Raw genomic sequence first — 23985 nt, 5'->3', positions numbered from 1 at the left:
TTGAGAATCAGCTGGCGAGTTTTCGATAGTTATCAATTATCCAGTGGACTCTCTCGCAGGCTTGAATATATTCAAGGATCATTGAAAGAGGAGGGGATTGAATGGTTTCAATACTGAGTCTGGTGTATTCCAAGCTGTGGATCAGATTGCCCAGCCGGGGATCCAGAACAGTGATTTTGCCCATTTTGATTTTGCCACGCATAATCGATACGGCATTAACTTTATTGGTCGTTGTGGACAAGCTGAAGATTTCTTTTTCCAAAACATCCCATGCTTTGCGCATGGAATAAATCGGAAAAAAAGTAGCCTCTTTTTTGAGTGAAGCCCATTCCGCTGAGGCTTTATTGGCATGATTGGTATCCATAAATCACCACTCTTCAATAATGCAACTGTTGTCGTGTTAACAACGACTCAGTTGCAGTTTACGCTCAATGAGCTTTTCACCGAGCAATAACAAGTCGAGTTTACTTTTTTTCATTAATGGAAACATTTCTATTTCTTCTTCATTTACATGCTGCTCGATATATTCGGGCAGTACTTTGACTTTGGCATCAAAGAGTTTTTCCACTAACTGCGAGTGCAAGATCAGCTCGGCACAAATCTTATCCGCCGACTTCTGTTTACCGACGTGAGCGTATAGACCCAACTCTTCATATTGGGCAAATGCTGCTTCAACATTGCGATGTTCCTTTTTCAACAATGTTATGGCATCGGTATGTTTCATTTTTGAGTCCGTCATATTGTTATCCCTATTAATTTGGTTCTGTTTTTCTATTTTCTTTAGTAGCAATTACTGTACCTAGCGAGCCAAATTGCGGGAAAAGTCTTTGCAAGCCTCAACACGGGAATTTCTTAAAGTTGATAAGGTTAATTTTTGGACCAGCAATATCGGTAAAAATTACTGCAGTGATAGAAATATTTATAGGGAGATGGCTATTACTTGGGGTGATTTGATGATGCTTAAGCTTGCTGATAGCAGCTTGCAGGGCGCTATTAGGCTGAATGGCATAATGGTTGCTGAAGGAGTTTTAGCCATTTTTATTAAATCAATTTCACTTAATGGTTCGGCAGAAGCGTGCTATGAGCAGTTATCTCATTGATATAAATCTTCAATAAGGTTCACGAATGTTGATTTAACGACATTTTGCAGCTTGTTTGTAAGTAATTTGTAAGGAGTAACCATGTTCAAAACAATAGTGTTTACCGTGTCACTTGCTTTCACATCCGTGATGTTGTCAGGATGTTCCGATGAACAAGATAATCAAGTAGGACAACAGGTTAATCCCGAATGGAGTGAAAACCCCTATGGTGACGATGAAGGGCGTGGTGTGGAAAACCCTGAGCCCACCGATGAAATAAATCGTAACCCTGAGGGAGATGGACTTGATGAAAACAATACTGACAGTGATGAAATGGGTTTAGATGAGGCGACTGACCAGGGTATTGGTCAACAGTATTGATCTGATTTATCTAAACCGATTTATCGATAATGCTATTAAGACTAACCCAATAAACCAACAGGGTTTATTGGGTTTTTTTAATGAAGTTTCACGCCAGTTGGTGCCGTAGGCTGTTGTCGCCAGGGCTTACCTTCACAGAATGCATAGTTTTTGCAGTGAGTCGTGCAGCCCCGGCAGGGTAAACGTTGTTTTTTGACGTTGTTGTCGGTTTGCTCAGGTTTATCGTCACTCATTACGTCATCTCTCCAATGTAATATGGTGAGATTACGATTCTTCGAGTGAACGCCGTGTGAAAAGTCTCACTGTGTTTACTCAGTAAGCATTTTTAGTCGTTTAATATCGCGAAATAAGCTTATGCTATCCAGCATAAATAATTGAAAAAACATCATTATCCAATGAGTTTTCAGTGGGTTTTTAAAGGAATGATCTATGCGCTGGAAAGGTAGACCCAAAAGCAGCAATATTGAGGATAGACGGTCAATGCGTCATTCAGCTGCGGGAGGGGTTGGTGGTGGTGGTTTAAGATTATTACCTCTCTTGTTTCGGTTTCTAGGCTTTAAAGGGACATTACTGTTAATCGCCGCCGTTTTGGCCTATGGCCTGTTTACCGGAAGCCTTGGCAGCATGTTGTATGCGCTTGGATTAGGGGGCAATCCTCCCACCACGGTGACAACAACCGCGTTAAATGAATCACCGGAAGAAAAGCAATTAGTTGAGTTTGTGTCTGTCGTATTGGCCGATACGGAGCAGACTTGGAGCACGATATTTGAAGAGAACGGTCAGCGATATCAAGAACCTCGCTTAGTGTTTTATCGTGGTGTCGTTCGGTCAGCCTGTGGTACCGCACAATCGGCGGTTGGTCCGTTTTATTGTCCTGGCGATCAACAGATTTATCTGGATTTGAATTTTTTTGATGAACTTGCCAATCGGTTTGCAGCACCGGGAGATTTTGCTCAAGCTTATGTTATCGCCCATGAAGTGGGGCATCATATTCAAACCTTGATGGGAATATCGGCTGAAGTTCACGCTGCACGAAGCAAATTAAGCACAGTTGAAGCCAATAAACTTTCGGTAAAACAAGAGCTTCAAGCAGATTGCTTTGCTGGGATTTGGGCTAACCATGCCAACGATAAACGACAATTATTGGAAATTGGCGACATCGAAGAGGGACTTCAGGCTGCCAGTGCAATAGGTGATGACACTTTGCAAAAGCAATCCCAAGGTTATGTCAGCCCGGATTCATTTACCCATGGCAGTTCACAACAGCGTATGCAATGGTTTACCACGGGTTTTGAGACAGGGGATATAACAAGTTGTAATACCTTTGCAGCGAATTAAAAGTTGCTGTGTATTGGTTTAATTTATCAACGTGCCTGCTCATATTCACGATGGGGATTACGCCTTAAGGATTATTGCTTGCGGGCTGAGTTACCATCAACATAGAATGGCGCGTTTTTTTCTTGTAATTATTTGGAGTTTAACTATGTCAGAACCAGTTTGGTTTAGAACCGCTGAAGCCACTGTCTTTGCCAGTGAAGATCAAGGTACCGATGCAATGCCGGAAATTTTAATCGGCAGCACTAAAGGGCCAGCTGGCCAGGCATTTGCCAATTTGATGGGCCAAACGGAAGGTCATACACGCATGTTTGCTATCCGTGCCACCAACCAACAAGTTAAACCTGCCACCATGATTGTGCCAAAAGTCACCATTAAATCAGGCAGTTATGTTGCATTGTTTGGTGGCCCAGTCCAATCTGCAATAGCAGATGCTGTGTTGGATAGCGTTATTGAAGGTGTGATACCAAAAGAACATGCCGATGACTTATGTATTGTCGCCATGATCTGGATCTCACCAGATGCGGCAGCTAATCCGGATGTAGATCGCAAAGATTTATACCGTACTAACTATGAAGCGATGAAATTGGCCATTAAACGCGCGATGTCAGGTTCACCGACCATTGATGAATTGATTGCTAACCGCAATAAGATCCATCATGAAATGTATGATCCAGAAACTGGCGAATCTGCCTGGTAAGTTATTTTAAACATCCCCGGCTTTGAAATTTTTTCAAAGCCGGGGAGTGGTTTACTGCCGCTTAAGAGCGAGAAACTGATTCGCCTCTCCGACAATATAAATAACTCCCTCATCATCTACTGCAACGCCTTCAGGCTGCCAAAACCAGCCAATCAAACCAAATGGGTCGCTACGTAAACTTAAGCGTGATAATTCATTGCCTTGCATATCTACCACATGCAGGCTATCTGATGATTCGCTTAAGATAAGCAATTTATCGACTTTGCCCGGCAATACTTCCATTCCAGCAAAATCCCGCACGTTCAAGCGAACCTGACTCAATGCTTTTAGCGTATTCGAGAAATCGTGGGTTTCCGTTGGCTGATAAATAATCAGTGGTGGTTTTTCCTGAACGGCAAATAAACCAAATTGTTGTGACCAGCCAACACCTTCCAGCCCATGATTATCATTGTGTCCGATATCAATATGATAAATAGTGGCATCGGCATAATTTACCGTATCGACATTGTCTGGCACTTCGATTTTAACCAGATTCTGACGTTGCTCTTCAGCAATGAAAAAATAATTATCGTAGGCGTAAGCAATGGATTCGGTATCGCGGAAACCTTCCAGCTTAATGCTTCTGACCAATTCGCCGGTTTTTGTCAGAATGTGGATCTGCCGGGGTTTATTGGTCACAGCATATAAATGTCCGGAAGGCGGGTGGTAGGTTAACCCCGAGAGGTTATCTTCAATTCCCTCAATACGAGTGGTTTTTCCAACAGGACGGTATTGTGTTAAATCCCATTCGGTTTCAATACCACTTAATGGAGAGTTATCCGGAAAGTGCCAGGAAACCCAGCTTAATAATAAAACCAACGCTAAAAACAGCCATATCAAACGTTTTTTCTGACGTCTGGATTTACTCATGAGGACTTAACCTTATCAAACGATTTTTCTAAAGAAATACAGGGCTTTATAGGTTTGACGTACATCATTGCCAGCAAAGTGTCGACTGATGTTACTCAGCCAGAATAACCAGGTCATGCTTTTCGCCAACTGTATTGCAGACTGACTGATCTCTTCAGCAGCGTTTTCACAATAACTATGCCATACCGCCAAAACCACCGGGTTATCTACTTCATAAAAACGTACAACACTGTGCATAAACAGAAAGATATCCCTGCTCATACATTGGACAGGCGTAAGGTGGTTTATCGGGTTTTCTTCAAAATCAATTAACGTGACTTTTTCACCATCCCACAGCATATCTTTTAACGCAGGACGGCCATGCCATGCATTGATGTTATGCAGATTCGCTAATGCGATAGCGGCCTGTTGCAGAATATGTTGCAGTTGTTGTTCGTTCAGTTCAGAGCGTTTAAATAATTTCTGCAGAGTCGTGCCATGATCGGCTGTGGCAAACCAATTATCGCCGGAAGCAATAATTTGGGGGACCGATGCACCTTGATCATTCAACTGATTAATTCGTTGAATTTCGCCTGTTAATGCGGAGTATCCATCTCTGGTTACAGTTGGTGTGAATAATGGGTTATCAGTCAATTTGGCGATAAGAGCACTAAACAAATGCCAAATTGTAGAGCTGCTGGCTTCTGCCTGCTTTATCCAAAATCGGGAGCCTTGCCAATTGACATCAAAAACACGCTCATCATTTTGCTGAATTTGTTGGGAGATTAACTTTGTAAGAGTTGTGTTTTTCATCATCAACACCAGAGTTATTATTTCTAGAACTGGATGGAGCTGCCAGGTAAACAATAGATCAGCAGCGGTTTAAAACTGCTGATCATCAGCTTAACCCTAGTGATAGCAAATCTCCTACGAGATTTGCTTTAGTCGCCGTTGGGTATCAATGGTTGTTGTATAACTTTTCGTAGAAACTGCGTTCAAAATCTCTGAGCGGTTTACGAGCAATATTCCGGTTATCACTTTCAGGATGATAGTTGGAGAGTAACTGGACAAAATAAAGTGTTTTACCTGATTTGGTATTGATTTTACCGGCCAGATTATAGACACCGTAAATCGAGCCGGTTTTAGCTGAAACTTGTCCGATCAACGGTGCGTTGACCAGGCTGCTGCGATATTGCAGTGTTCCTGATTGGCCTGATACCGGCATGGTTTCAATCAATCCCAGTTCTTTATGACCAAAAATATACTGTACAACCTGAATTAACTGTTTTGCTGTCACACGGTTATTACGTGATAAACCTGAACCATCCATGATAATGGCGCGTGATAAATCGATATTGGCTTTTTCCTTTAATACCGCTTTGGCTGCGGCGGCACCATTTTCATAACTGCCTGGTTGTTTGTAATAAACCCGGCCGACGGTTTTAAGCAGGTTATCGGCAATCAGGTTATCAGAGCGTTTCATCATGATATCGATCAGTTTCATCAATGGTTCAGATTGATGCAATGCTATAACGGTACCGGTCGCTTTATCATTACGCATGATTTTGCCGTTTAACTGTATTCCGGCGCGGTCCAACTCTTCCTGCAGAATTTTACTTAAATACAGCGTGGTATTTTGTACAGCCAGATGAAAATTGACGGGTAAGCGATTGGAAGCCACGCAACCATCCAGCGAATAACGATTGTTGTTATCGGCAGTGAGTTTCAGATCACAATCGATATTCTGGTTTTCCAGACCTTGTCGAATAATGATGTCACCGGCACTGATGTTTATATAAGGAGAGCCACTGGCTTTAAGCGCTTTGACGGGGGCTTCAGTGGTTCCCTCGATTTTTCCGTAGATGCAGTTACCATTCATAGTAATGCTGCTGGAAGGGGCGCTATAACACACACCCATAATATCCCATGGCACGCCGACAGCACGTTCTGAGGTATCAAAAGCGCCGCCATTCAAATAGAGATTTCCCTGAATCGTGGTTTGTTTGAGTTTGAGTTTTTCAACCAGCGTACGCAAGTGAGTACGGGTAAAGGTAGGATCACCAGTGAAATTGATGATGACATCTCTATCAGTTGTTTCAACCGTGGTTTCAAAGCGAAAATCTTTATCAAGGACTAATCGAGCCGCCAGACCGGTAATGATTTTTTGCAGGCTGGCAGGTTGCTGGAATTGCTCTGCGCGCTCTGAATATAATTCTTTGCCGTTGGATGCATCCAACACATACAACGCAATATCGGCACCTTCAGGTGTCGGATTACCATTCAGACCGGGGTTGGTGAAAACTTGTGTAGCAAAGCTTGGAACACTAGTAAAAAGCAGTAGCGAGAGAGCAAGATATTTGGTCATACAATCCAGTAGTACATAAGGTTAAGGTAAAAGGACTGCAAAGCCTAACATGAAAAACGACGTTTTATTTAAAACAAAGTGTCCTTGTTTTAACCCATCCCTCAACGCTACTGAATTTAGCGATTACCGATGTTTATACATGGGTTTGTTGTCCACAACATTTATCCAGCCTTTTGCGATTCGATAGATGACCCAGATGGCATTTGCCAGCAGAATAAAATAGCCAATCACCACCGCACTTAAAAAGGCACCAAGCAAACCCCACAAAAGGCAAAACCAGAAGGTGCGGATCTGCCAGCGGAAATGGGATTCTAGCCAGCTACCACGAACATCATCACGTTTAATGTAGTTAATAATTACAGCTACTAAAAACGTCAAACCAACAAGAAATGACATCGCCTGTAAAGCATATATGATGATTGTCAGCGTTCTTGTCTGGTGCAGCTTGTCGCTGGTGTGCTGCTGCGGATTTGTAATAAAACGTGGATCTGACATATTAAATCCTTTGATAATGTCGCCCGAATAGCATAATGCCATCCGGGCAGATACTAAAATTTCATCTCAGGAAATAAAAAAGGAATTAATTTAACGAGAGCGGTCCACTGCGATTGATTTTAGTGTGGCGTGGAGTCTGAGCAATGAGAACATTCACTGATGAGGTGGGCATGGTTATAAAATTTTCTTCTGGCTACATGAATTGCCGTTTTGCAATCTGGTAGATCTCCCAGTTCAATCCGCTCAATCATTGGCGGTAAATTGGGACAGGTTTCCGGGCAGACATGATGAATATCACACCCATTATTGGGTAGATTAGGATTTGAATCTAAATAGTAACTCGCCATAATGATATCTCCCTGATTTTAACAACGTATTAGTATTTCCGTTAAGCCAATATGATTAGATTAACGGGTAAGTTGCATGCTTATTATTACTACGGTTACGTGAGTTACTGTAAATGAATAATTCCTGTTTTAGCTGGAAAATCTTCCCCATAATCCCTAAGAAAAAGTCGAAAGTCTTTTATTTACAATGATTTGTAGCGACGAATTTGGCTGCTTTGTATCGAAATAAGTCGAATAAACAAAGCTGTTAAGTCTAAAAATGTTAACTGCTTCACAAAATTTGCGACAAAACATGGCAAATATTCCAATTAATGTTAACTGCGTCACATAAAAATCAGAGCAGATATGGATGCGTTTAGTGCTGAATTCTGAATGACAGCAGCAAATGATTATGTCAAATCGCTTTATACGATTATATTTACATAAATTACCTGTTTTACAGATTAACCCTTGTTAAGTATTGTGGCAGTCATAAAGACAAAAACTTCCCATTAATTAAGGTTTTAATCGTATGAAAATCGTCACTCAAATGGCTGACATTGGTATTGTTGGACTGGCCGTTATGGGCCAGAATCTCGCCTTAAACATCCATGATAAAGGCTTCAAAGTCGCCGTTTACAACCGTACCACCGCGAAAGTGGATGAGTTTATGGACGGCCCGGCTAAAGACAGTCAGATTATCGCTTGCCATGATTTAAAAACATTTACCGAAACGTTGATCAAACCTCGCCGAGTTATGTTGATGGTAAAGGCGGGTGAGGTGGTCGATAGTTTTATCGAGCAACTGTTACCGTATCTTGAGAAAGGCGACATCATCATAGATGGCGGTAACTCATTATTTAACGACAGTGACCGACGGACTCAGCAGCTTCATCAGAAAGGCATCCTGTTTATTGGCAGTGGTGTCTCTGGCGGCGAAGAGGGGGCACGCCAGGGACCATCTTTGATGCCCGGTGGTAACAAGGCTGCCTGGCCAGCAATTAAAGATATTTTCCAATCCATCTCTGCACAGGTTGATGGTGAACCATGTTGTGACTGGGTAGGTAATGATGGTGCAGGCCATTATGTAAAGATGGTGCACAACGGTATTGAATACGGGGATATGCAGCTTATCTGTGAAGCCTATCAAATGATGCGTGAAGGTATGGGCCTGACTGGCGATGAAATTCAACAAGTGTTTGCTGAATGGAATGAAGGGGTGTTGGACTCGTACCTGATTGAAATTACCCGTGACATACTGAAAGTCAAAGAGCCTGATGGCAGTTTATTGATCGACCATATTCTGGATACAGCAGGCCAAAAGGGCACGGGTAAATGGACAGGCATGAATGCCCTTGATCTGGGAACACCACTGACCTTGATTGGTGAAGCTGTCTTTGCTCGTTGTTTGTCGGCTCTGAAAGATGAGCGGGTATCGGCATCCCAGGTATTACCATCACAGGCTATTCCTTTTAACGGGGATAAACGGGAAATGATTGATGCAATCCGGGATGCGCTTTATGCCTCCAAAATCATCTCCTATGCACAAGGTTATATGTTGATGCGTGAAGCCGCGGCAACCTATGGCTGGGAATTGAACTATGGTGGCATTGCGATGATGTGGCGCGGAGGCTGTATTATTCGCAGTCAGTTTTTATCCAAAATCCGTGATGCGTTTGAACGTAATCCAACATTGCAGAATTTGTTACTGGATGAATTCTTTATAGAAGCCATCACCGAAGCATTGCCCGGCTGGCGAAAAGCCGTGGTTAAAGCCATTGAAATCGGTGTACCGGTACCCACGTTCAGCAGCGCCTTATCATTTTACGATGGCTATCGAAGTAAACGTCTGCCAGCAAACCTGTTACAGGCACAACGCGATTATTTCGGTGCACACACCTATGAGCGTCTGGACAAACCCAGAGGTGAGTTTTTTCACACCAACTGGACGGGGCGGGGTGGGGATGTATCCGCCAGTAACTACGACGTTTAAATTTTTCTGATACCCCAGCGATATGATCTTCTTTCATACCGCTGGGGGGGATATTCAATGTTTATTGGATTGATAACGTCAAACTTTAAAGCGGTAACCCACACCTTGAACGGTTTCAATAAATCTTGGTTGAATGGTTTTTTCACCTAGTTTATGACGAAGTTGACGTACTAAAACCCGAAGATAATGCGTTTCATCAACAAAACTTTCGCCCCAGATGGCTTGAGTTAGATAACGATGCGTCAGAATATGACCGGGCTGCTCTGTAAGTAAACGAAGTAGCTCAAATTCCTTGCGCGATAAATGGATCAGGTGATTATCCAGTTTAACCTGATATTCGGCGAGATCGATAAACAGTCCATTTAGCTCGCGCTTACTGCTTGAAGTTATAGTGTTGTCATTGATCCTCAGTAATGCTCTCACACGAGCCATCAGCTCACTGATGCCAAAAGGTTTAGTGACATAATCATTGGCACCAGCATCTAATGCCTGAACCTTTTCTTCTTCGCTAGATCGAACCGATAGAACAATAATTGGGATCTGAGACCACTTCCGTAGGGCTTTAATGACATCTTGGCCATCCATATCCGGCAACCCTAGATCGAGAATAAGTAAATCAATCTGCTGCTCAACTAACATGGCTAAACCTTGTTCACCCAATCTGGTTTCAAGCACCTGATAATCATGTGCTTCAAGACTGATTCTTAAAAACTTCTTAATCTGGGCTTCGTCTTCGATGACTAATATGGTTGCCATTGAGGAGTGCTTAATTCGTAACACTGTTCAAAGCTGTAATTGGCAGTTTGATCTGCATCATTGTGCCCCGGCCAGAGGGGTTGTCTAATGCCATAACCTGACCTCCGTGAGCTTCAACCATGCCCCGACATATTGCTAGTCCCATGCCTGTTCCCTTGCTATCGGATTTATGACGATCCCCCTGTGTGAGACTGTAAAACATATTAAATATTTTCTCTTTTTCAGACAGAGGAATACCAGGGCCGTTATCGATAATATCCAGCGAGATCCATTCGTTATCATGATATACGTTTATACTTATTTTCAGCTCTGCAGAATGATGTTGAATAGCATTATCCAGCAGATTAAAAATAGCTTGTTCGATAAAGAGCCCCTGCACATATAGCATTGGAGTATCTTCGGTTAAATTGAGCTCCAGCTCGACATCATCCAACAAATGTCCCAAGCGATTTATCGCGCCGTTAACCAGATCATCAATATCTATCCACTCCTTGTTCAGGTTAAGCTTTCCCTGACTCAAACGCGTCATATCCAGTAGATTTTGAATGTGACGGTCAAGGCGATGTGCTTCATCTTCAATGGTCTGTAGCAATAATTGATGATCATCGATTGATAATTGCTGGGAGTATTCGCGTAAAGATGAGCTTGCACCAATAATAGAGGAGAGTGGTGTACGTAAATCGTGCGAGACCGAAGATAGTAATGTGGCTCTTAATTGTTCGGTCTCTGCGATTAATTTGGTCTTTGCTAATTCATCTACCAGATTAGTTCGTTGTAAAGCTACCGCGGTAAGTTGGCAGAAAGTTTGAATTGCAGCCATTTGTTTTTCATTGATCCGTTCATTAATTGCTACCAGACCAAGCTGCTTGTCATCCGAACTCAAGGGGAAAAATAACCAGCCTTTATGCCAAAACTCTGTTTTTAACTGTTTGGAAAACATATGTTTAAACATCTCTTCACCAGGATGACCGGTGGTAAATTGTTGTGAGTGCATAATCAATTGCGAATCATGCAGGGTGGCAATTTCTACCTGACCATCGTTAGATAAAACACGGTGTAAAGCCTGCTTTAGAATTTCGATAGAAGATTCCGTATTAGTCGCCGACGATAGGGTTTGGCTGAAGTCATAGAAATGAGATAGACGGTTTAACGCGGCTTCTTGTTTTGCAATTGCTTCACGCATTTGCGTAGCTAAATGCGCCGTCATCAGTGCAACCATCAGAAAGATAACTAACGTGGCAACATCAACTTTATGCAGCATATTAAAGCTGTGATAAGGCTCGGTGAAAAAATAATTGAAACTTAGAAAGCTTAATATGCTGCTTAATAATGCAGGACCAATACTGGTTTTAGCCGATACCAATAAAACACCTGCCAGAAACAGTAACAAAAGACTGGTATAGGGCAGATAACGATTTAGCACTTGAGCAAACAGCACGATGACTATAATCAACCCAATGGCCAGCAGATACTGTTTGATAGAAATGTTAGTTGATAAATAACGCATAGCGACTTCGCTCTAAGGTGTTATATCTGATACCAGTGTTAACAATAATTCGCCATTAAAAAAGTAAAATTTATATAAAATTTTTATCTTTTTTTTAGCTGACTTTGAACTACATGACACGAATAATCCTTCCACGATAAATGTTTTGGATGGAAAGTTTGATGCCGTGTTTTGATTGTGTGTTCGAAAAACATATTACACCTTGGCGCTATCAGCAGATATGTTCTCTTGAGGCCAATTTCTAATGCATTGGCGCGCCATTATTCGACTGTTTGGTTTGTTGCTAATGTTTTACAGTCTCAGTTTTCTGCCATCTTTAGTCGTCTCTTGGATCTATAACGATGCACAGTGGATGACCTTTATCGGTTCCAGTCTGATTGTGTTTTTGGTTGGATTGATTTTGTGGTTAGGTAATTACCATCAACGGCAAGAGCTGTCAGTTCGAGATGGTTTTTTGGTGGTTACGTTATTCTGGTTTTTACTTGGGTTGGTGGGCGCGTTACCGTTTTATCTTAGTTTGCACCTTGATTTCACGGATGCTGTGTTTGAATCCATTTCCGGCTTTACCACTACAGGTGCGACTGTCATCGTTGGTTTGGATCAATTACCTCAATCCATTCTCTATCATCGTCAGCAAATCCAATGGTTGGGCGGGATGGGTATTATCGTTTTGGCTGTTGCGATTCTGCCTTTATTGGGAGTAGGTGGGATGCAGCTGTATCGCGCGGAAACCTCAGGTGTGGCTAAAAATGAAAAATTAACCCCACGTATTGCCGAAACTGCACGATCTCTATGGCTAATTTATGTGTTGCTCACGGTAAGTTGTGCATTAGCTTACTGGTTCGCAGGTATGAGTCTGTTTGATGCGATTGGTCACGCCTTTACCACCGTGGCAACAGGTGGCTTTTCTACTCATGATGATAGCATCGCTTATTTTAACAGCCCTTTGATTGAGGCGATTGCCATCGTATTTATGTTGGCCGGAGGGGTCAATTTTGCTGTGCATTTTCTGGTGTTGAGACATCGATTAATGACACCTTACGCAGAAGATCCTGAAGTGAAAACCTTTGGTTTGTTATTTGTTTTCGCCAGTGTATTTATCGCGATCAGCCTGTATTTTTCCGGTGCTTATGCGGGGGGATGGGAAGCTTTTCGTTATGCTGCATTCCAGGTAGCTTCCATTATGACCAGTACCGGCTTTGGTACCGCTGTTTTTGCCGAGTGGCCATTACATATCCCGTTAATTTTGGTCATTTTGTCATTTATCGGTGGCTGCGCCGGATCCACATCTGGTGGCATCAAAGTTATGCGAGTGATGTTGTTAGCGAAACTTGGTTTACGGCAACTTGAGTTGTTGGTCCATCCCCGAGCGGTTTCGGTGGTCAAGTTGGGCAAGCGCCCGGTATCTGAGACAGTATTGTTTGCGATTTGGGGTTTTTACGTACTTTATATTGTCACAGCACTACTGCTTACCGTAGCGATGATGGCTGCGGGTTTGGATTTGGTTTCAGCGTTTGGGGCAGTGGTCGCAACGATTAATTTATTGGGACCGGGTTTAGGGGAGGTGGCATCGAATTTTGCTACTGTTGATGCTACGGTGAAATGGCTGGGGATATTTGCCATGCTGGTCGGCCGCCTGGAAGTATTCACCTTATTGATCTTATTTCTGCCAGCCTATTGGCGTAACTAACAAAGAGGTTTAGCAGATGAAAATAATTATTCTGGGAGCTGGACAAGTAGGCGGTTCCACAGCTGAAAGTTTGGCCAATGAAGGCAATGATGTAACAGTAATTGATCAAAATCCTGCGTTGCTGGAACGTCTTCAAGAGCATCTGGATATTCGCACAGTGGTGGGGCATGCCGCTCATCCGAGCACATTGCTAAGGGCTGGTATTAAAGATACCGATATGCTGATAGCGGTGACGCATAATGATGAGATCAACATGATTGCCTGCCAGATTGCCAGCTCATTATTTAATACACCCAAAAAACTGGCACGTATTCGAGCCACAGATTATCTGGAATATCCGGCGTTATTTGCCCTAGATGCCGTGCCAATTGATGTCATTATCAGCCCAGAACAATTAGTGACTGATTACATTACCCACCTGATTGAACAACCTGAAGTTTTGCAGGTTTTGACATTTTTCGGTGATCGCGCGCGCTTGGTCGCTGTCAAAGTGGATGCTGAAAGCATTATGGATGGTAAAGCCATTCATGATCTGTTGGACATATTGCCCAAAGTACAAATGCGTATCGCTGCTATCTTTCGTGATGAGAGTGCGATTCCACCGGGAGGAAAAATTACCCTTCAAGCAGATGATGAAGTGTTTTTTCTGGCCGAAAAACATCAAATCAGTGAGCTGGTAAAAGTATTCAAAAAAGATTATCAACCTTATCAACGTATTTTTATTGCCGGAGGTGGGCAGATAGGTAAGCAACTGGCACAACGGTTGGAAAAATCACATAACGTTAAAATTATTGAACATAATGAAACTCGTGCACGGATTATTGCTGAAGATCTGCATAAAACTCTTGTATTGCACGGTGATGTCGGCGATGCCAATTTGCTTAAAGAAGAAAATATTCATAAAACCGATGTGTTTTGTGCAGTCACCAATGATGATGAAGCCAACATTCTTTCAGCGATGCTCGCCAAGCGTTTGGGGGCGCGTAAAACCTTTTCGATTATCAGCAAAGCCAGTCATGTTGAGCTGGTAGAAGGCACCAGTATTGATATAGCCGTATCACCAGCACAAATCACCATTGGTACCTTATTAACTCATATCCGCCGTGGCGATGTAATCACTGTGCATTCGTTAAGACAAGGAGCTGCAGAAGCCATTGAGATTGTGGCCCACGGCGATAAACAAACATCTAAGGTGGTCGGCAGAACCCTGGCAGAATTGAAATTGCCTAAAAGCGCTACTGTCGGGGCAATATTACGTAAAGAACAGATTTTATTTGCCGAAAAAAATATCGAGATTGAAAGTGGCGATCATCTTGTCATCTTTCTAACTGAGCAACACGATGTCGACGAGGTAGAAAAACTGTTTCAAGTTGGATTTGAGTTTCTGTAAATCAGGTTTTTCTAATTTGCTCTTTCTGACGCGGCAGATTTTTAAGGGCAACCATCAACCATGTCAGAAGAAGGTGTGGTGGTAAGTGATAAAGCGTTATATCTGCGCGGCATTATTATGAATATCAGCAATCCAAAAGTTAGTATTTTCTTCCTGGCGTTTCTGCCGCAATTTGCCGATCCGGAATATGGCGCGATCACCCCGCAAATTATCTTATTGAGAGCTACTTTCGGTGTTATTTCGTTCATTATTTTCAGCAGTGTTGCCGTTATAGCGGGACAGCTGGGGCAGTGGCTGAGGCAAAAAACCAACGCCTATGTTTATCTAAGTCGTCTTACAGCACTGGTTTTTGTGTTACTGACAATGAATTTATTACTGGAGAGTGCTACTTAACGCACTACCGCAACTGCGACAATCATTGCGAGTAAGTGGTTGTTGATAAATAAATGATATGATATATCATGTCTAAATTATCCAGATCTGAAGAATTCCATGACAGCACAAAAAACAGTTCAATCACCATTAGCTTCAATATGGAATGACCAGCAAGCCGCGTTATATCTTAAAGGTATTGAGCAGTCAGATTATGCAAATAATGTTGGAGCACGACTGCTTGAGTTAATTGGTCCGCAGACACAATTACTCGATATAGGCGCCGGAGTTGGCACTATAAGCCGGGAGATACTCGCTGAAAATGCAAGCTGGACCGCCATAGAACCCAATGCTTTTCTCGTTGACCAGCTGAAAATGCATGCCACGTCATTGCCTTACCAACTTAGTGTATTGCCTTATTGCTGGCAGCAGTTGAATAAGCATGAGCTTGAAATACATGACGTCAGTCTGGCAGCCAATACCAGCGGTCCGGTGTATGACACTAAAACCTTTTGGCGATGGCAACGCAGCTTGACCGGGCGGCTGATGATATGGATAGTACCGGCGCAGAATGGCCCACATGGCAAATGTTTAAGTGGTTTTTTACCGGAGCATTTACATGGTGAAACAATTGGGTCGTCTCTGGATACCATTCTGGAACATCTTGGCCCTGCCATGCAGCCAGATACCATCACCATGATGGATTGGACTTTCCGGCAGAGTTTTGCCGATTACCATCAGGCTAATGACTATTTTCAGAATACATTCAATCCATCTGCCGAGCCTCGGCTCGCGGAAGCGCTTTCAAAATATTTAGACGAATTTCTTCAATCTGATGGCAATGCTTTTTACGCAACGGCTGCGAAAAAAAGTGCTGTTCTCATCTGGCAATTTAATTAGGGAGTAACAATGAAACCAGGCCGTTTAGCACCTGTTTTTTATCTGTCCGTTGGAATCATGACATTGCACAGTCCATTACTGATGGCTCAGCGAGATGCTGCTGTGATGACTCTGGATGAAATGATCGTAACAACATCAGGACGCAGTGAAACACTTGATAAGGTAGCTACTACCATTCAAGTCATTTCGGAAGAGAAGATAAGACGTTCCTCAGCCCGTTCGATAACCGACTTACTGGCCGAAAATGCAGTGGGATTTTTCAGTGAATGGACACCTGCTCAAACCTCCATCAATATCCGTGGCGGGGCAACCGATGGCCAGGGTCGTGATTTTCGCAGCCAAACGCTGGTATTAGTGAACGGCAGACGAGCAGGGACGGCAAATATATCCAAACTCAGTTTAAGTGATGTATCACGCATTGAAATTATAAGAGGACCGGCATCAGTCGCCTATGGCAGTCAGGCAATGGGCGGAGTAATCAATATTATTACCCGTAATGGCAGTAATACTTCAGGCAGCAGCATTAACCTTTCCGGTGGTTCCTGGTCATTAAAACAAGGCCATGCGCATACAGCATATCAGGGTGAAAACGCCGATTTCTATTTTGGTATTGGTGCCAGTGAGCGTGATGATTATGACTCCGGTAGAGGAAGCAGAGAATCCATGCATAACACAGCATGGGAAAGACGCAGTGCCTTAGTGGCCGGTGGATTGGATTTGAATGATTTTCACCGGTTTGATTTAACAATGCGAACTGACGGCATCTACAACGCTGGATTTCGTGGTTCAAGCTGGGCACCAGAGGGCGATGAAGATCGGAAGAATCATTCGATAGATTTCAGCTACGACGGACAAAACCCAACGGGTGATTTGGCCTGGAATGCGCATGCCTATCTTGTCAGGGATGTCGATCATTTTAACTGGGAAAACCGGACGTTTCTTAAACTGGATAACGAACGGGTGCTGGATATTTATGGTTTACGCTTGCTGACGGAATGGAATGCCACACAATCAACTGAACTGAGGATCGGTGCCGATCTTGAATACAGTGAACTGAGAAATGATCGGTTTAATACATCAAGAAATACAGGTGAGAAGGTCAGAGCAGCACCATATGATAACGATCAAGATGAACGCGTGGGGGCCGTTTGGGGTGAAGTTATCCAGACGGTGCTCAATGATCGGCTGACATTACGAGCCGGAGGACGTTATACCGATGGTAAAACCACTTTGCAGCCAACCAAAGGACTTGAGCTCATCAAGCGATCAGAAAACTATGATGAATTTACCCATAGTTTGGGGGCCGCTTATCGGCTCACCGATCAGATAAAACTCAGAACCGGATATGCCACTGGTTTCAGAGCACCAACCGCCACCGAACTCGCTGCTGATTTTGAAACCTTTGGTGGTTCGCAAATTATCGGTAATCCAAATCTGGACAATGAAACCAATCATCAGATTGAAGTCGGCATGTCATTTTCCAACGAGTGGTTGTTCAGCGATATTGCCGTTTTTGATAATCGTATCAGTGACCGTATTACCACCCGTCCCAATGCGGATGGACGCAGTATCTATGAAAATAATGACGATGATATTGAGCTGAAAGGTGTTGATCTGCAATTAGAAGCCAACTTGTCTTCTTTGTTGCAGACGGATGTGAACTGGCGGGTGTTTGCCAATGGCAGTTACCATTTTCATATGCGTGACAAGGGCGCGCCTGACACGCTCAACACCGATCGGATCCAGCGTATTTACAAGTATCAGGCCGGTATTGGTACCGTATTGAGTCAGAACCGCTGGGAGCTGAACCTGACCGGTATATTAAGAGGCCCAGTCTGGTATGACACGGAAGAACGCTTGCTAACTCCTCTGGCGGAATCCTCACGTGACTACGTGCATAAAAAATCAGCATTCTGGGTGTTTAATCTTCGCGGCAGTTATCAGGCCACTTCAAACCTGCAATTATTCGCCGGCATAAATAATCTGTTCGATAAAAACGAGCACCCATTATTTATTGCCTTGAATAAAACGCCTTATATTTCGGATCCTGCTTTTTCCAGTGGCGGACGCGGTAACAGCATGCCAGGACGGGAATTGTACGCCGGGTTAAAGCTGGATTTTTAAGGTGCTCAAGTTGCCCAACCATCACGCAACGAGTTCTTTTGATGTCTCCCGCCGGCATTGCCTCAAAGCGGCAATGCTGGCGCTGACATTGATGCCGATGATGGCTAAAAGTGCTGGTGATTCTGCTTCATCCGGGATAACGGTCACGGATGCACTGGGGCGGCAAATTCACATTGCTCAACCACCTCAGCGTATTGTGTCGATTTTTGCCAGTAATACCGAATTACTGCATGCTTTGGGAGCCACCGACCGAATTGTTGGCATTGAAGATTTCACCCGTTTTCCACCGGATATTCGAGAGGGACGAACCATTATCGGTGGACGCCTTGGTTTTTCAGTTGAAGCCATCGCCCGGTTAGAGCCGGATTTAATAGTGATGACACCGGCACGGCAAGCGGTTAATACCTTGCTAAAACCCATGGAAACTATTGGTGTGCCGGTTGTGGTGTTGTTACATCGTGATTTGCAAGAAATCTTCAGCAACCTGAATTTGCTCGGCCAGGTGCTGGGCAATGAAAAACATGCGGATCAGGTCGTTGCACAATTACAGCGTCGGTTAAGCATGATCGACAGGCAATTAGATGGTGTTCAACGTCCGAGAGTGTATTTTGAAACCGGCCAGAATGATCGCGGTAATTTTACGACGATCCGCAAAGGCCATTACACCTTCGACGCGTTATTACAGGCAGGGGCAGAATCGATATTTGCTGATCTTGATCATATCAATCAGGTCAGCGGCGAAGCCATTATTGCCGCCAACCCTGATGTTATTTTGGTTGCCCGTAATGAGGGCAGTGTAGAAACTATTAAGAAACGTCCCGGCTGGCAGAATATCCAAGCGATTCGTGATGATCGGGTTTTTATGGTGCCCCGTGAGTTATTTTTAATTCCGGGTCCTCGAATCATTGATGGTGTGGAGTATCTGGCGCCATTACTGCACCCTCAAATATTTTCCGACAGGGCAAACGTTTGATGGACGTGCAAGTTTTACAACCTGTGTCACGATTCAGCACCCATTTTCCTGCAGTGACCATCAGTATCGGCGTTGTTTTGTGTTTTGTTTTTTCTGCCTGGTTAGGTTCTGAATTATTGAGCCCGATGGAACTTTGGCAAACACTTAGTAATCGCGATTCAGTAATGCGAACACTGATTTTGGAATGGCGTATCCCACGTGTTTTAACAGCATTCTGTGTTGGCGCCTGTCTGGGAATGGCGGGGGGGATCTTTCAGGGTGTGTTTCGTAATCCGCTTGCCGAACCACATCTGTTAGGCAGTGCCAGTGGTGCTTCGGTTGGCGCCGCCATTGCTCTGATGTTACCGATGTTATTACCGGGTCCGTTTTTATTACCTTTATTAGCCTTTGCCGGAGCATGGTTAACCACGCTGCTGGTGGTAAGTCTGGCCCGATTAGCGAGAGTTGAAAGTGGTTTTGGTTTGATATTGGCGGGCGTGGCAATTGCAGCATTACTAACGGCGATTCGTGGTTTGATCATGCTGACATTGTCAGACGATGCCGTCAGTTTACAAGTGATTCTGAGCTGGACATTGGGCGCTATTCAAACACCAACCTGGCGGGAATTCTTTGTATTTATGTTGCTGACGGTGGCTGGATTTATCTGCTGTCTGCGGCTGGCCAGAGGCTTGGATATTCTTGGTTTGGGCTCAGATGCCGCAAAAAGCATGGGGCTTGATGTCTCAAAATTTATGCATCGAGCGGTATTGGTGGCGGCTGCAGTAACTGCATTGGCCGTCGTCTGGGGCGGCCTGATTGGTTTTATCGGTTTGGTTATTCCGCACATGATGCGTTGGTGGTTGGGACCTCGTCATCATCGATTGATGATCTTCAGTGCGCTGGGTTCCGGTGCGGCTCTGATGGTATTTGATGGCATCGCCCGTTCAATAATGCCACCAGCCGAAATCCCTCTGGGTCTGCTAACAGCGTTGTTAGGTGCGCCATTCTTTTTATTTATCCTGATTCGGGAAGCACGTCGATGAGTGAGTTTACGATTCAAGCAGAAGGCATAAAAGTGAAAGTGGGTCAAAAGTCCCTGTTGCACAATATCAATCTCGCTATACCCACAGGCCAATTTGTAGCGTTGGTTGGCCCCAATGGCGCTGGAAAATCCACTTTGCTTAAACTGCTTTCAGGGTTAAACAGACCGGAAAAAGGTGACATCAAACTGGCTGGTCGTTTGCTTAAAAAAATGACTTCAGCGGAAATTGCCGAGCAGCTTTCCTATCTGCCGCAACGTTCTGAAATTTATTGGGATTATCGGGTTAGCGATATTCTTGAGTTGCATGCCGATTCGAGTGTTTTTGCAGCTGCTTTTCTACAGGAGTTTGATATCGAAAACCTGCTGGATCGTCAATTCAAAACACTTTCAGGCGGGGAGCAGGCAAGAGTATTGCTGGCGGCATCATTAATTTCACATCCCGCTATTTTGCTTGCAGATGAACCTGCTGCGGCGCTGGATGTTGCTCATCAATTACAGCTGTTAAAGCGAATCAAGGATCGAACTGCCGAAGGACTGACGGCGATTGTGGTGATGCATGATCTGAATCTTGCGACCCGTTTTGCTGATCGTATTGTTGTTTTGAATAACGGTGAGATCCAATTAGATGACGCTACACAGAGTGTCATTATGTCGCCGGCACTGGATCTGCATTTTGATGTGTATTTTCAACGGCTGACGATGGACCTGCAGACCATATTGATCCCGCATTTTCATTCTGAAAAACCAGCAAGGGAAAATGCTTTTTTAAAAGCGGTTTAACTCTCCATGTAAATCATCGTCGCTTGAAGACGACGGAAGAGAAAGATCAACAAGTCCTAGGGTGAAGAATCAAAAATATTTCCATGACCATGCGTTTTATAAGGATTAAAAAAAGGTAATGAAAGATATAAAAAAGTTATTTCGTAACCTTGAGCAAAATTTAAGGCAATCCAGTTGGTTTGACGATGGCTGGGATATTTATAACCGAGGTCCTTATCTCCAGCTCTATAAAGAGAACTGGTATAACCAGAACCAGGGCGGAATCCATTTTGAAACCTATATTGAAGCACCTCAGCTGCAAAAAAAAGAATTCCCTGTTCATATGCATGCAGAAGAAGACTGCCTACAACAGCAGCGCTTTATTCAAGCATTTCTAGCGCTGGAGGCAGACCGAATAAGAAATTGGAAGGGCTATAGCGTGATCGGTGAGGGATATAACATCTGTTCGCGAACACTGCCCCTTAATTTCAAAAATCTAGAGCAACGTCTTTTCGAAGAGTTCAACAGGCTACGGCAGCTCGAAGCGAGTATCGATGCGGCATTAAATAAAGTTGCGTGATGGCCTCATGATAAAACCAAACAGCCCTTGTATTGATATCTGTGAATTCGTCGGACCCAAAGGGTGGTGCGCTGGGTGTGGTCGAACACGAGAAGAATGCCAGCAATGGAAAAAGATGAAACCGTACACCAAAAATTTGCTGCAAAACTCCCTTAAAAAAAGAATGAGTCAAATGAAGGTTGATAAAAAGTAAGGGACTTTGCCTTAGGCAAATCTGTTATTTGTGATAGATTTGATATATCGTATCAATATGATCTGAGGGACAAATAGCCATGATCGAAACACTTGAAAAATCGGCGATGGGAACTTCATTGGATCTCAAAGAGGTTATTGCAACGCTTCCCTGGAACAACCAGGGATTAATCAATGCCATTGCCCAGCAACATGACACTGGTGAGGTGTTGATGTTGGCCTGGATGAACCGCGAGGCATTACTGGAGACCATTGAGACCGGCAGAGTCTGTTATTGGTCACGCTCCAGACAATGTCTCTGGCGCAAAGGCGAAACATCAGGGCATCAGCAAAAAGTGAAGCAAATTCGACTGGATTGTGATGGTGATGCGGTACTGGTGTTTGTAGAACAAACCGGGGGAGCTTGTCATACCGGCAGGAAAAGTTGCTTTTACAACCAGATAGTCGGAGACCGAGTGGTCGTCGTCAGCGAGCCGGTTACCGAATAACCGTAGTTAAATTAAGGAACACTTATGTCACAAACAGCAACTAACCAAACCCCGTCACAAATCCCGGTCACCATTCTGACTGGCTATCTGGGCAGTGGCAAAACCACTTTGATCAACCATATTCTCAGTGTTCAGCATGGACACCGTATTGCCGTCATAGAGAACGAGTTTGGTGAAGAGGGCATTGATAACGAACTGTTAGTTCAGGACCGTGATGAGCAGATCATCGAAATGAACAATGGTTGTATTTGCTGTACGGTCCGTGGCGATTTGGTTCGAATTCTGAATGAGCTGTCTGCCAAAAAAGCTGATGGACGGATAACGTTTGACCGGGTCATTATTGAAACTACCGGTCTCGCTGATCCTGCACCAGTGGCACAGACATTTTTTGTCGATGATGACATCCGGCAGAACTTTATATTGGATGCCATCGTGACGACAGTCGATGCCAAACACGCTCCGGATCAACTTGATCAACATCATGAGGCGCAAGAGCAGGTTGGCTTTGCTGATCGTATTTTACTGACTAAATCTGACTTGGTCAGTGAACAGCAGCTGCAGGACCTGCGGGCGAGACTGACTAAAATCAATCCAAAAGCCGGCATTTTGCAAGCCAAGCATGGTGAGACAGATATTGATCATATTCTGGATATTCAGGGCTTTAATCTCAACGCCATTCTGGAGATCGAGCCTGATTTTCTTGATGAAGACGCGCATGCGCATTCACATGATGATCATATTGCCTCTTTTGTCTTTTCAGAGCAGCGCGCTTTGGATCCGGATCGTCTTGAAGAAGTGCTGGCGGTTATCGTGGAAAAATTCGGCACACAATTACTGCGTTATAAAGGGGTATTAAACGTGGATGGCATGCCGCACCGCATTATCGTGCAAGGTGTGCATATGTTGGTGGGCAGTGCTGCAGGCAGTGCCTGGAGGAAAGATGAAACACGCCAGAGCAAATTCGTGTTTATCGGTCGTGATTTACCCAAGGACGTTATTCTGGCTGGATTACAGTCATGTATTGTTGAATAAATGCTGTAACGACTCAGGATACTGATGAAAACCACCAAGAGAAGCCTCTCTTGGTGGTTTTTTTGCACGTTTTGGTATTACTCAGCTGCTAAAGGCGCAACCCGTCTGGACTGCAGCTGTTTAAAAAGTCTTTCCTTCTCAATTTCACCAGCGGCAGCATCCGGTGCTTTTGCAGCTGAACTGAAAAAGTCCATCGCCTGTTCAATATCCATGACACCGAGATTTTCACCTTCACGATTACGTATAGCCACACTGGCATTGGCCATTTCCTGATCGCCAATAACACACATGAATGGAATTCGTTGTAGCGTATGCTCACGTATTTTATAGCCGATTTTCTCATTGCGAATATCGGCTTCAGCACGGATCCCTGAACGACAAAAAAAGCTGGCCAGATCATTGACATAAGCGGCGTGTGCATCACTTATGGAGAGTAGTTTTACCTGAACCGGTGCCAGCCACAGCGGTAATTTGCCAGCATGATGCTCAAGCAAAATGCCAATAAAGCGTTCCAGTGAACCAAATAAAGCTCGATGCAACATGACCGGACGTTTACGCTGACCATCATCTGCTACATATTCCAGATTGAAACGTTCTGGCAGGTTCATATCCACTTGCAAGGTGCCACATTGCCAATCA

Annotated in this window: 27 protein-coding genes; 17 read left to right on the top strand and 10 right to left on the bottom strand. The window is 44.0% G+C overall.

Annotated elements, in window-relative coordinates:
• Nucleotides 1-7: 7 nt before the first annotated feature.
• Together Q7V21_RS13850 and Q7V21_RS13845 are read right to left on the bottom strand one after the other, a co-directional pair.
• On the bottom strand, nucleotides 8-364 hold the full coding sequence (locus Q7V21_RS13850; protein ID WP_304917854.1) for a hypothetical protein: 357 nt from the start codon (nucleotides 362-364) through the stop codon (nucleotides 8-10).
• Nucleotides 365-400: 36 nt separating this feature from the next.
• Nucleotides 401-739 (bottom strand): hypothetical protein, encoded by a 339-nt coding sequence (locus tag Q7V21_RS13845; protein WP_304917853.1) that lies wholly within the window; start codon nucleotides 737-739, stop codon nucleotides 401-403.
• Between the two features lie 88 nt (nucleotides 740-827).
• Here Q7V21_RS13845 and Q7V21_RS13840 point away from each other — a divergent pair, with 88 nt between their 5' ends.
• Together Q7V21_RS13840 and Q7V21_RS13835 are read left to right on the top strand one after the other, a co-directional pair.
• Nucleotides 828-1100, top strand: a complete 273-nt coding sequence (locus tag Q7V21_RS13840) for a hypothetical protein (RefSeq protein WP_304917852.1) — start codon at nucleotides 828-830, stop codon at nucleotides 1098-1100.
• Nucleotides 1101-1181: 81 nt separating this feature from the next.
• Nucleotides 1182-1460, top strand: coding sequence for a hypothetical protein (locus Q7V21_RS13835; RefSeq protein ID WP_304917851.1), 279 nt, complete (start codon nucleotides 1182-1184; stop codon nucleotides 1458-1460).
• Between the two features lie 77 nt (nucleotides 1461-1537).
• Here Q7V21_RS13835 and Q7V21_RS13830 read toward each other — a convergent pair whose 3' ends face one another.
• The gene (locus Q7V21_RS13830; protein ID WP_304917850.1) at nucleotides 1538-1693 is read right to left on the bottom strand and encodes a hypothetical protein; all 156 of its coding nucleotides are present in this window, start codon (nucleotides 1691-1693) and stop codon (nucleotides 1538-1540) included.
• Nucleotides 1694-1889: 196 nt separating this feature from the next.
• Here Q7V21_RS13830 and Q7V21_RS13825 point away from each other — a divergent pair, with 196 nt between their 5' ends.
• Both Q7V21_RS13825 and fae read left to right on the top strand, forming a co-directional pair.
• Nucleotides 1890-2798, top strand: a complete 909-nt coding sequence (locus Q7V21_RS13825; protein WP_304917849.1) for a neutral zinc metallopeptidase — start codon at nucleotides 1890-1892, stop codon at nucleotides 2796-2798.
• A gap of 145 nt (nucleotides 2799-2943) precedes the next feature.
• On the top strand, nucleotides 2944-3495 hold the full coding sequence (gene fae, locus Q7V21_RS13820; RefSeq protein WP_304917848.1) for a formaldehyde-activating enzyme: 552 nt from the start codon (nucleotides 2944-2946) through the stop codon (nucleotides 3493-3495).
• A gap of 51 nt (nucleotides 3496-3546) precedes the next feature.
• Here fae and Q7V21_RS13815 read toward each other — a convergent pair whose 3' ends face one another.
• The 4 genes from Q7V21_RS13815 to Q7V21_RS13800 all read right to left on the bottom strand — a co-directional run bounded on the left by Q7V21_RS13815 (nucleotide 3547) and on the right by Q7V21_RS13800 (nucleotide 7243).
• Complete coding sequence (locus Q7V21_RS13815; protein ID WP_304917847.1) at nucleotides 3547-4404, bottom strand: SdiA-regulated domain-containing protein; 858 nt, start codon at nucleotides 4402-4404, stop codon at nucleotides 3547-3549.
• Nucleotides 4405-4419: 15 nt separating this feature from the next.
• Nucleotides 4420-5199 carry a hypothetical protein gene (locus Q7V21_RS13810; protein WP_304917846.1) on the bottom strand — a complete coding sequence of 260 codons (780 nt, stop codon included), beginning with the start codon at nucleotides 5197-5199 and terminating at the stop codon, nucleotides 4420-4422.
• A 142-nt stretch (nucleotides 5200-5341) separates the two neighbouring features.
• On the bottom strand, nucleotides 5342-6748 hold the full coding sequence (gene dacB / locus Q7V21_RS13805) for a D-alanyl-D-alanine carboxypeptidase/D-alanyl-D-alanine-endopeptidase (RefSeq protein ID WP_304917845.1): 1407 nt from the start codon (nucleotides 6746-6748) through the stop codon (nucleotides 5342-5344).
• 123 nt (nucleotides 6749-6871) lie between these two features.
• Nucleotides 6872-7243, bottom strand: a complete 372-nt coding sequence (locus tag Q7V21_RS13800; RefSeq protein ID WP_304917844.1) for a hypothetical protein — start codon at nucleotides 7241-7243, stop codon at nucleotides 6872-6874.
• Between the two features lie 858 nt (nucleotides 7244-8101).
• Here Q7V21_RS13800 and gnd point away from each other — a divergent pair.
• Nucleotides 8102-9562, top strand: coding sequence for a decarboxylating NADP(+)-dependent phosphogluconate dehydrogenase (gene gnd / locus Q7V21_RS13795; protein WP_304917843.1), 1461 nt, complete (start codon nucleotides 8102-8104; stop codon nucleotides 9560-9562).
• Nucleotides 9563-9640: 78 nt separating this feature from the next.
• Here gnd and Q7V21_RS13790 read toward each other — a convergent pair whose 3' ends face one another.
• Both Q7V21_RS13790 and Q7V21_RS13785 read right to left on the bottom strand, forming a co-directional pair.
• Nucleotides 9641-10318, bottom strand: coding sequence for a response regulator (locus Q7V21_RS13790; protein WP_304917842.1), 678 nt, complete (start codon nucleotides 10316-10318; stop codon nucleotides 9641-9643).
• A 10-nt stretch (nucleotides 10319-10328) separates the two neighbouring features.
• Entirely contained in the window at nucleotides 10329-11825 is a 1497-nt protein-coding gene (locus Q7V21_RS13785; protein WP_304917841.1) for an ATP-binding protein, read from the bottom strand.
• A gap of 244 nt (nucleotides 11826-12069) precedes the next feature.
• On the opposite strand from Q7V21_RS13785, the gene Q7V21_RS13780 reads away from it, so the two are divergent.
• The 12 genes from Q7V21_RS13780 to Q7V21_RS13725 all read left to right on the top strand — a co-directional run bounded on the left by Q7V21_RS13780 (nucleotide 12070) and on the right by Q7V21_RS13725 (nucleotide 23346).
• Nucleotides 12070-13515 carry a TrkH family potassium uptake protein gene (locus tag Q7V21_RS13780; protein WP_304917840.1) on the top strand — a complete coding sequence of 482 codons (1446 nt, stop codon included), beginning with the start codon at nucleotides 12070-12072 and terminating at the stop codon, nucleotides 13513-13515.
• 16 nt (nucleotides 13516-13531) lie between these two features.
• Nucleotides 13532-14905: a Trk system potassium transporter TrkA gene (gene trkA / locus Q7V21_RS13775; RefSeq protein WP_304917839.1), complete on the top strand. Its 1374-nt coding sequence runs from the start codon at nucleotides 13532-13534 to the stop codon at nucleotides 14903-14905.
• A gap of 60 nt (nucleotides 14906-14965) precedes the next feature.
• Nucleotides 14966-15298 (top strand): LysE family translocator, encoded by a 333-nt coding sequence (locus tag Q7V21_RS13770; RefSeq protein ID WP_304917838.1) that lies wholly within the window; start codon nucleotides 14966-14968, stop codon nucleotides 15296-15298.
• A 99-nt stretch (nucleotides 15299-15397) separates the two neighbouring features.
• On the top strand, nucleotides 15398-16177 hold the full coding sequence (locus tag Q7V21_RS13765) for a hypothetical protein (protein WP_304917837.1): 780 nt from the start codon (nucleotides 15398-15400) through the stop codon (nucleotides 16175-16177).
• Nucleotides 16178-16186: 9 nt separating this feature from the next.
• Nucleotides 16187-18301 (top strand): TonB-dependent receptor, encoded by a 2115-nt coding sequence (locus tag Q7V21_RS13760; RefSeq protein WP_304917836.1) that lies wholly within the window; start codon nucleotides 16187-16189, stop codon nucleotides 18299-18301.
• Nucleotide 18302: 1 nt separating this feature from the next.
• The gene (locus Q7V21_RS13755; RefSeq protein ID WP_304917835.1) at nucleotides 18303-19274 is read left to right on the top strand and encodes an ABC transporter substrate-binding protein; all 972 of its coding nucleotides are present in this window, start codon (nucleotides 18303-18305) and stop codon (nucleotides 19272-19274) included.
• Complete coding sequence (locus tag Q7V21_RS13750; protein ID WP_304917834.1) at nucleotides 19274-20296, top strand: iron ABC transporter permease; 1023 nt, start codon at nucleotides 19274-19276, stop codon at nucleotides 20294-20296. The genes Q7V21_RS13755 and Q7V21_RS13750 overlap by 1 nt, the downstream gene beginning before the upstream one ends.
• A complete protein-coding gene (locus Q7V21_RS13745; protein WP_304917833.1) occupies nucleotides 20293-21075 on the top strand; it encodes an ABC transporter ATP-binding protein in 783 nt (260 codons plus the stop codon). The genes Q7V21_RS13750 and Q7V21_RS13745 overlap by 4 nt, the downstream gene beginning before the upstream one ends.
• A gap of 118 nt (nucleotides 21076-21193) precedes the next feature.
• Nucleotides 21194-21634 (top strand): hypothetical protein, encoded by a 441-nt coding sequence (locus tag Q7V21_RS13740; RefSeq protein ID WP_304917832.1) that lies wholly within the window; start codon nucleotides 21194-21196, stop codon nucleotides 21632-21634.
• A gap of 7 nt (nucleotides 21635-21641) precedes the next feature.
• The gene (locus tag Q7V21_RS13735) at nucleotides 21642-21827 is read left to right on the top strand and encodes a DUF1289 domain-containing protein (protein ID WP_304917831.1); all 186 of its coding nucleotides are present in this window, start codon (nucleotides 21642-21644) and stop codon (nucleotides 21825-21827) included.
• A 79-nt stretch (nucleotides 21828-21906) separates the two neighbouring features.
• Nucleotides 21907-22314: a phosphoribosyl-AMP cyclohydrolase gene (hisI, locus tag Q7V21_RS13730; RefSeq protein ID WP_304917830.1), complete on the top strand. Its 408-nt coding sequence runs from the start codon at nucleotides 21907-21909 to the stop codon at nucleotides 22312-22314.
• A 24-nt stretch (nucleotides 22315-22338) separates the two neighbouring features.
• On the top strand, nucleotides 22339-23346 hold the full coding sequence (locus tag Q7V21_RS13725; protein ID WP_304917829.1) for a GTP-binding protein: 1008 nt from the start codon (nucleotides 22339-22341) through the stop codon (nucleotides 23344-23346).
• Between the two features lie 77 nt (nucleotides 23347-23423).
• On the opposite strand, the gene Q7V21_RS13720 is transcribed toward Q7V21_RS13725, so the two are convergent.
• Nucleotides 23424-23985: His/Gly/Thr/Pro-type tRNA ligase C-terminal domain-containing protein (locus Q7V21_RS13720; RefSeq protein ID WP_304917828.1), on the bottom strand; the 562-nt coding region annotated here is incomplete at its 5' end.

It is taken from the genome of Methylophaga sp. (assembly GCF_030651745.1).
The sequence above is the reverse complement of the archived record's forward strand: the minus strand, read 5'-3'. Positions and strand labels throughout refer to the sequence as shown.

Coding starts and splice junctions, on each gene's coding strand:
- hisI (WP_304917830.1), top strand. CDS start 21,907: ATGATCGAAACACTTGAAAAATCGGCGATGGGAACTTCATTGGATCTC.
- trkA (WP_304917839.1), top strand. CDS start 13,532: ATGAAAATAATTATTCTGGGAGCTGGACAAGTAGGCGGTTCCACAGCT.
- Q7V21_RS13765 (WP_304917837.1), top strand. CDS start 15,398: ATGACAGCACAAAAAACAGTTCAATCACCATTAGCTTCAATATGGAAT.
- gnd (WP_304917843.1), top strand. CDS start 8,102: ATGAAAATCGTCACTCAAATGGCTGACATTGGTATTGTTGGACTGGCC.
- Q7V21_RS13810 (WP_304917846.1), bottom strand. CDS start 5,199: ATGATGAAAAACACAACTCTTACAAAGTTAATCTCCCAACAAATTCAG.
- Q7V21_RS13725 (WP_304917829.1), top strand. CDS start 22,339: ATGTCACAAACAGCAACTAACCAAACCCCGTCACAAATCCCGGTCACC.
- fae (WP_304917848.1), top strand. CDS start 2,944: ATGTCAGAACCAGTTTGGTTTAGAACCGCTGAAGCCACTGTCTTTGCC.
- Q7V21_RS13770 (WP_304917838.1), top strand. CDS start 14,966: ATGTCAGAAGAAGGTGTGGTGGTAAGTGATAAAGCGTTATATCTGCGC.
- Q7V21_RS13760 (WP_304917836.1), top strand. CDS start 16,187: ATGAAACCAGGCCGTTTAGCACCTGTTTTTTATCTGTCCGTTGGAATC.
- Q7V21_RS13745 (WP_304917833.1), top strand. CDS start 20,293: ATGAGTGAGTTTACGATTCAAGCAGAAGGCATAAAAGTGAAAGTGGGT.
- Q7V21_RS13850 (WP_304917854.1), bottom strand. CDS start 364: ATGGATACCAATCATGCCAATAAAGCCTCAGCGGAATGGGCTTCACTC.
- Q7V21_RS13845 (WP_304917853.1), bottom strand. CDS start 739: ATGACGGACTCAAAAATGAAACATACCGATGCCATAACATTGTTGAAA.
- Q7V21_RS13735 (WP_304917831.1), top strand. CDS start 21,642: ATGATAAAACCAAACAGCCCTTGTATTGATATCTGTGAATTCGTCGGA.
- Q7V21_RS13835 (WP_304917851.1), top strand. CDS start 1,182: ATGTTCAAAACAATAGTGTTTACCGTGTCACTTGCTTTCACATCCGTG.
- Q7V21_RS13750 (WP_304917834.1), top strand. CDS start 19,274: ATGGACGTGCAAGTTTTACAACCTGTGTCACGATTCAGCACCCATTTT.
- Q7V21_RS13785 (WP_304917841.1), bottom strand. CDS start 11,825: ATGCGTTATTTATCAACTAACATTTCTATCAAACAGTATCTGCTGGCC.
- Q7V21_RS13815 (WP_304917847.1), bottom strand. CDS start 4,404: ATGAGTAAATCCAGACGTCAGAAAAAACGTTTGATATGGCTGTTTTTA.
- Q7V21_RS13790 (WP_304917842.1), bottom strand. CDS start 10,318: ATGGCAACCATATTAGTCATCGAAGACGAAGCCCAGATTAAGAAGTTT.
- Q7V21_RS13825 (WP_304917849.1), top strand. CDS start 1,890: ATGCGCTGGAAAGGTAGACCCAAAAGCAGCAATATTGAGGATAGACGG.
- Q7V21_RS13800 (WP_304917844.1), bottom strand. CDS start 7,243: ATGTCAGATCCACGTTTTATTACAAATCCGCAGCAGCACACCAGCGAC.
- dacB (WP_304917845.1), bottom strand. CDS start 6,748: ATGACCAAATATCTTGCTCTCTCGCTACTGCTTTTTACTAGTGTTCCA.
- Q7V21_RS13830 (WP_304917850.1), bottom strand. CDS start 1,693: ATGAGTGACGATAAACCTGAGCAAACCGACAACAACGTCAAAAAACAA.
- Q7V21_RS13740 (WP_304917832.1), top strand. CDS start 21,194: ATGAAAGATATAAAAAAGTTATTTCGTAACCTTGAGCAAAATTTAAGG.
- Q7V21_RS13780 (WP_304917840.1), top strand. CDS start 12,070: ATGCATTGGCGCGCCATTATTCGACTGTTTGGTTTGTTGCTAATGTTT.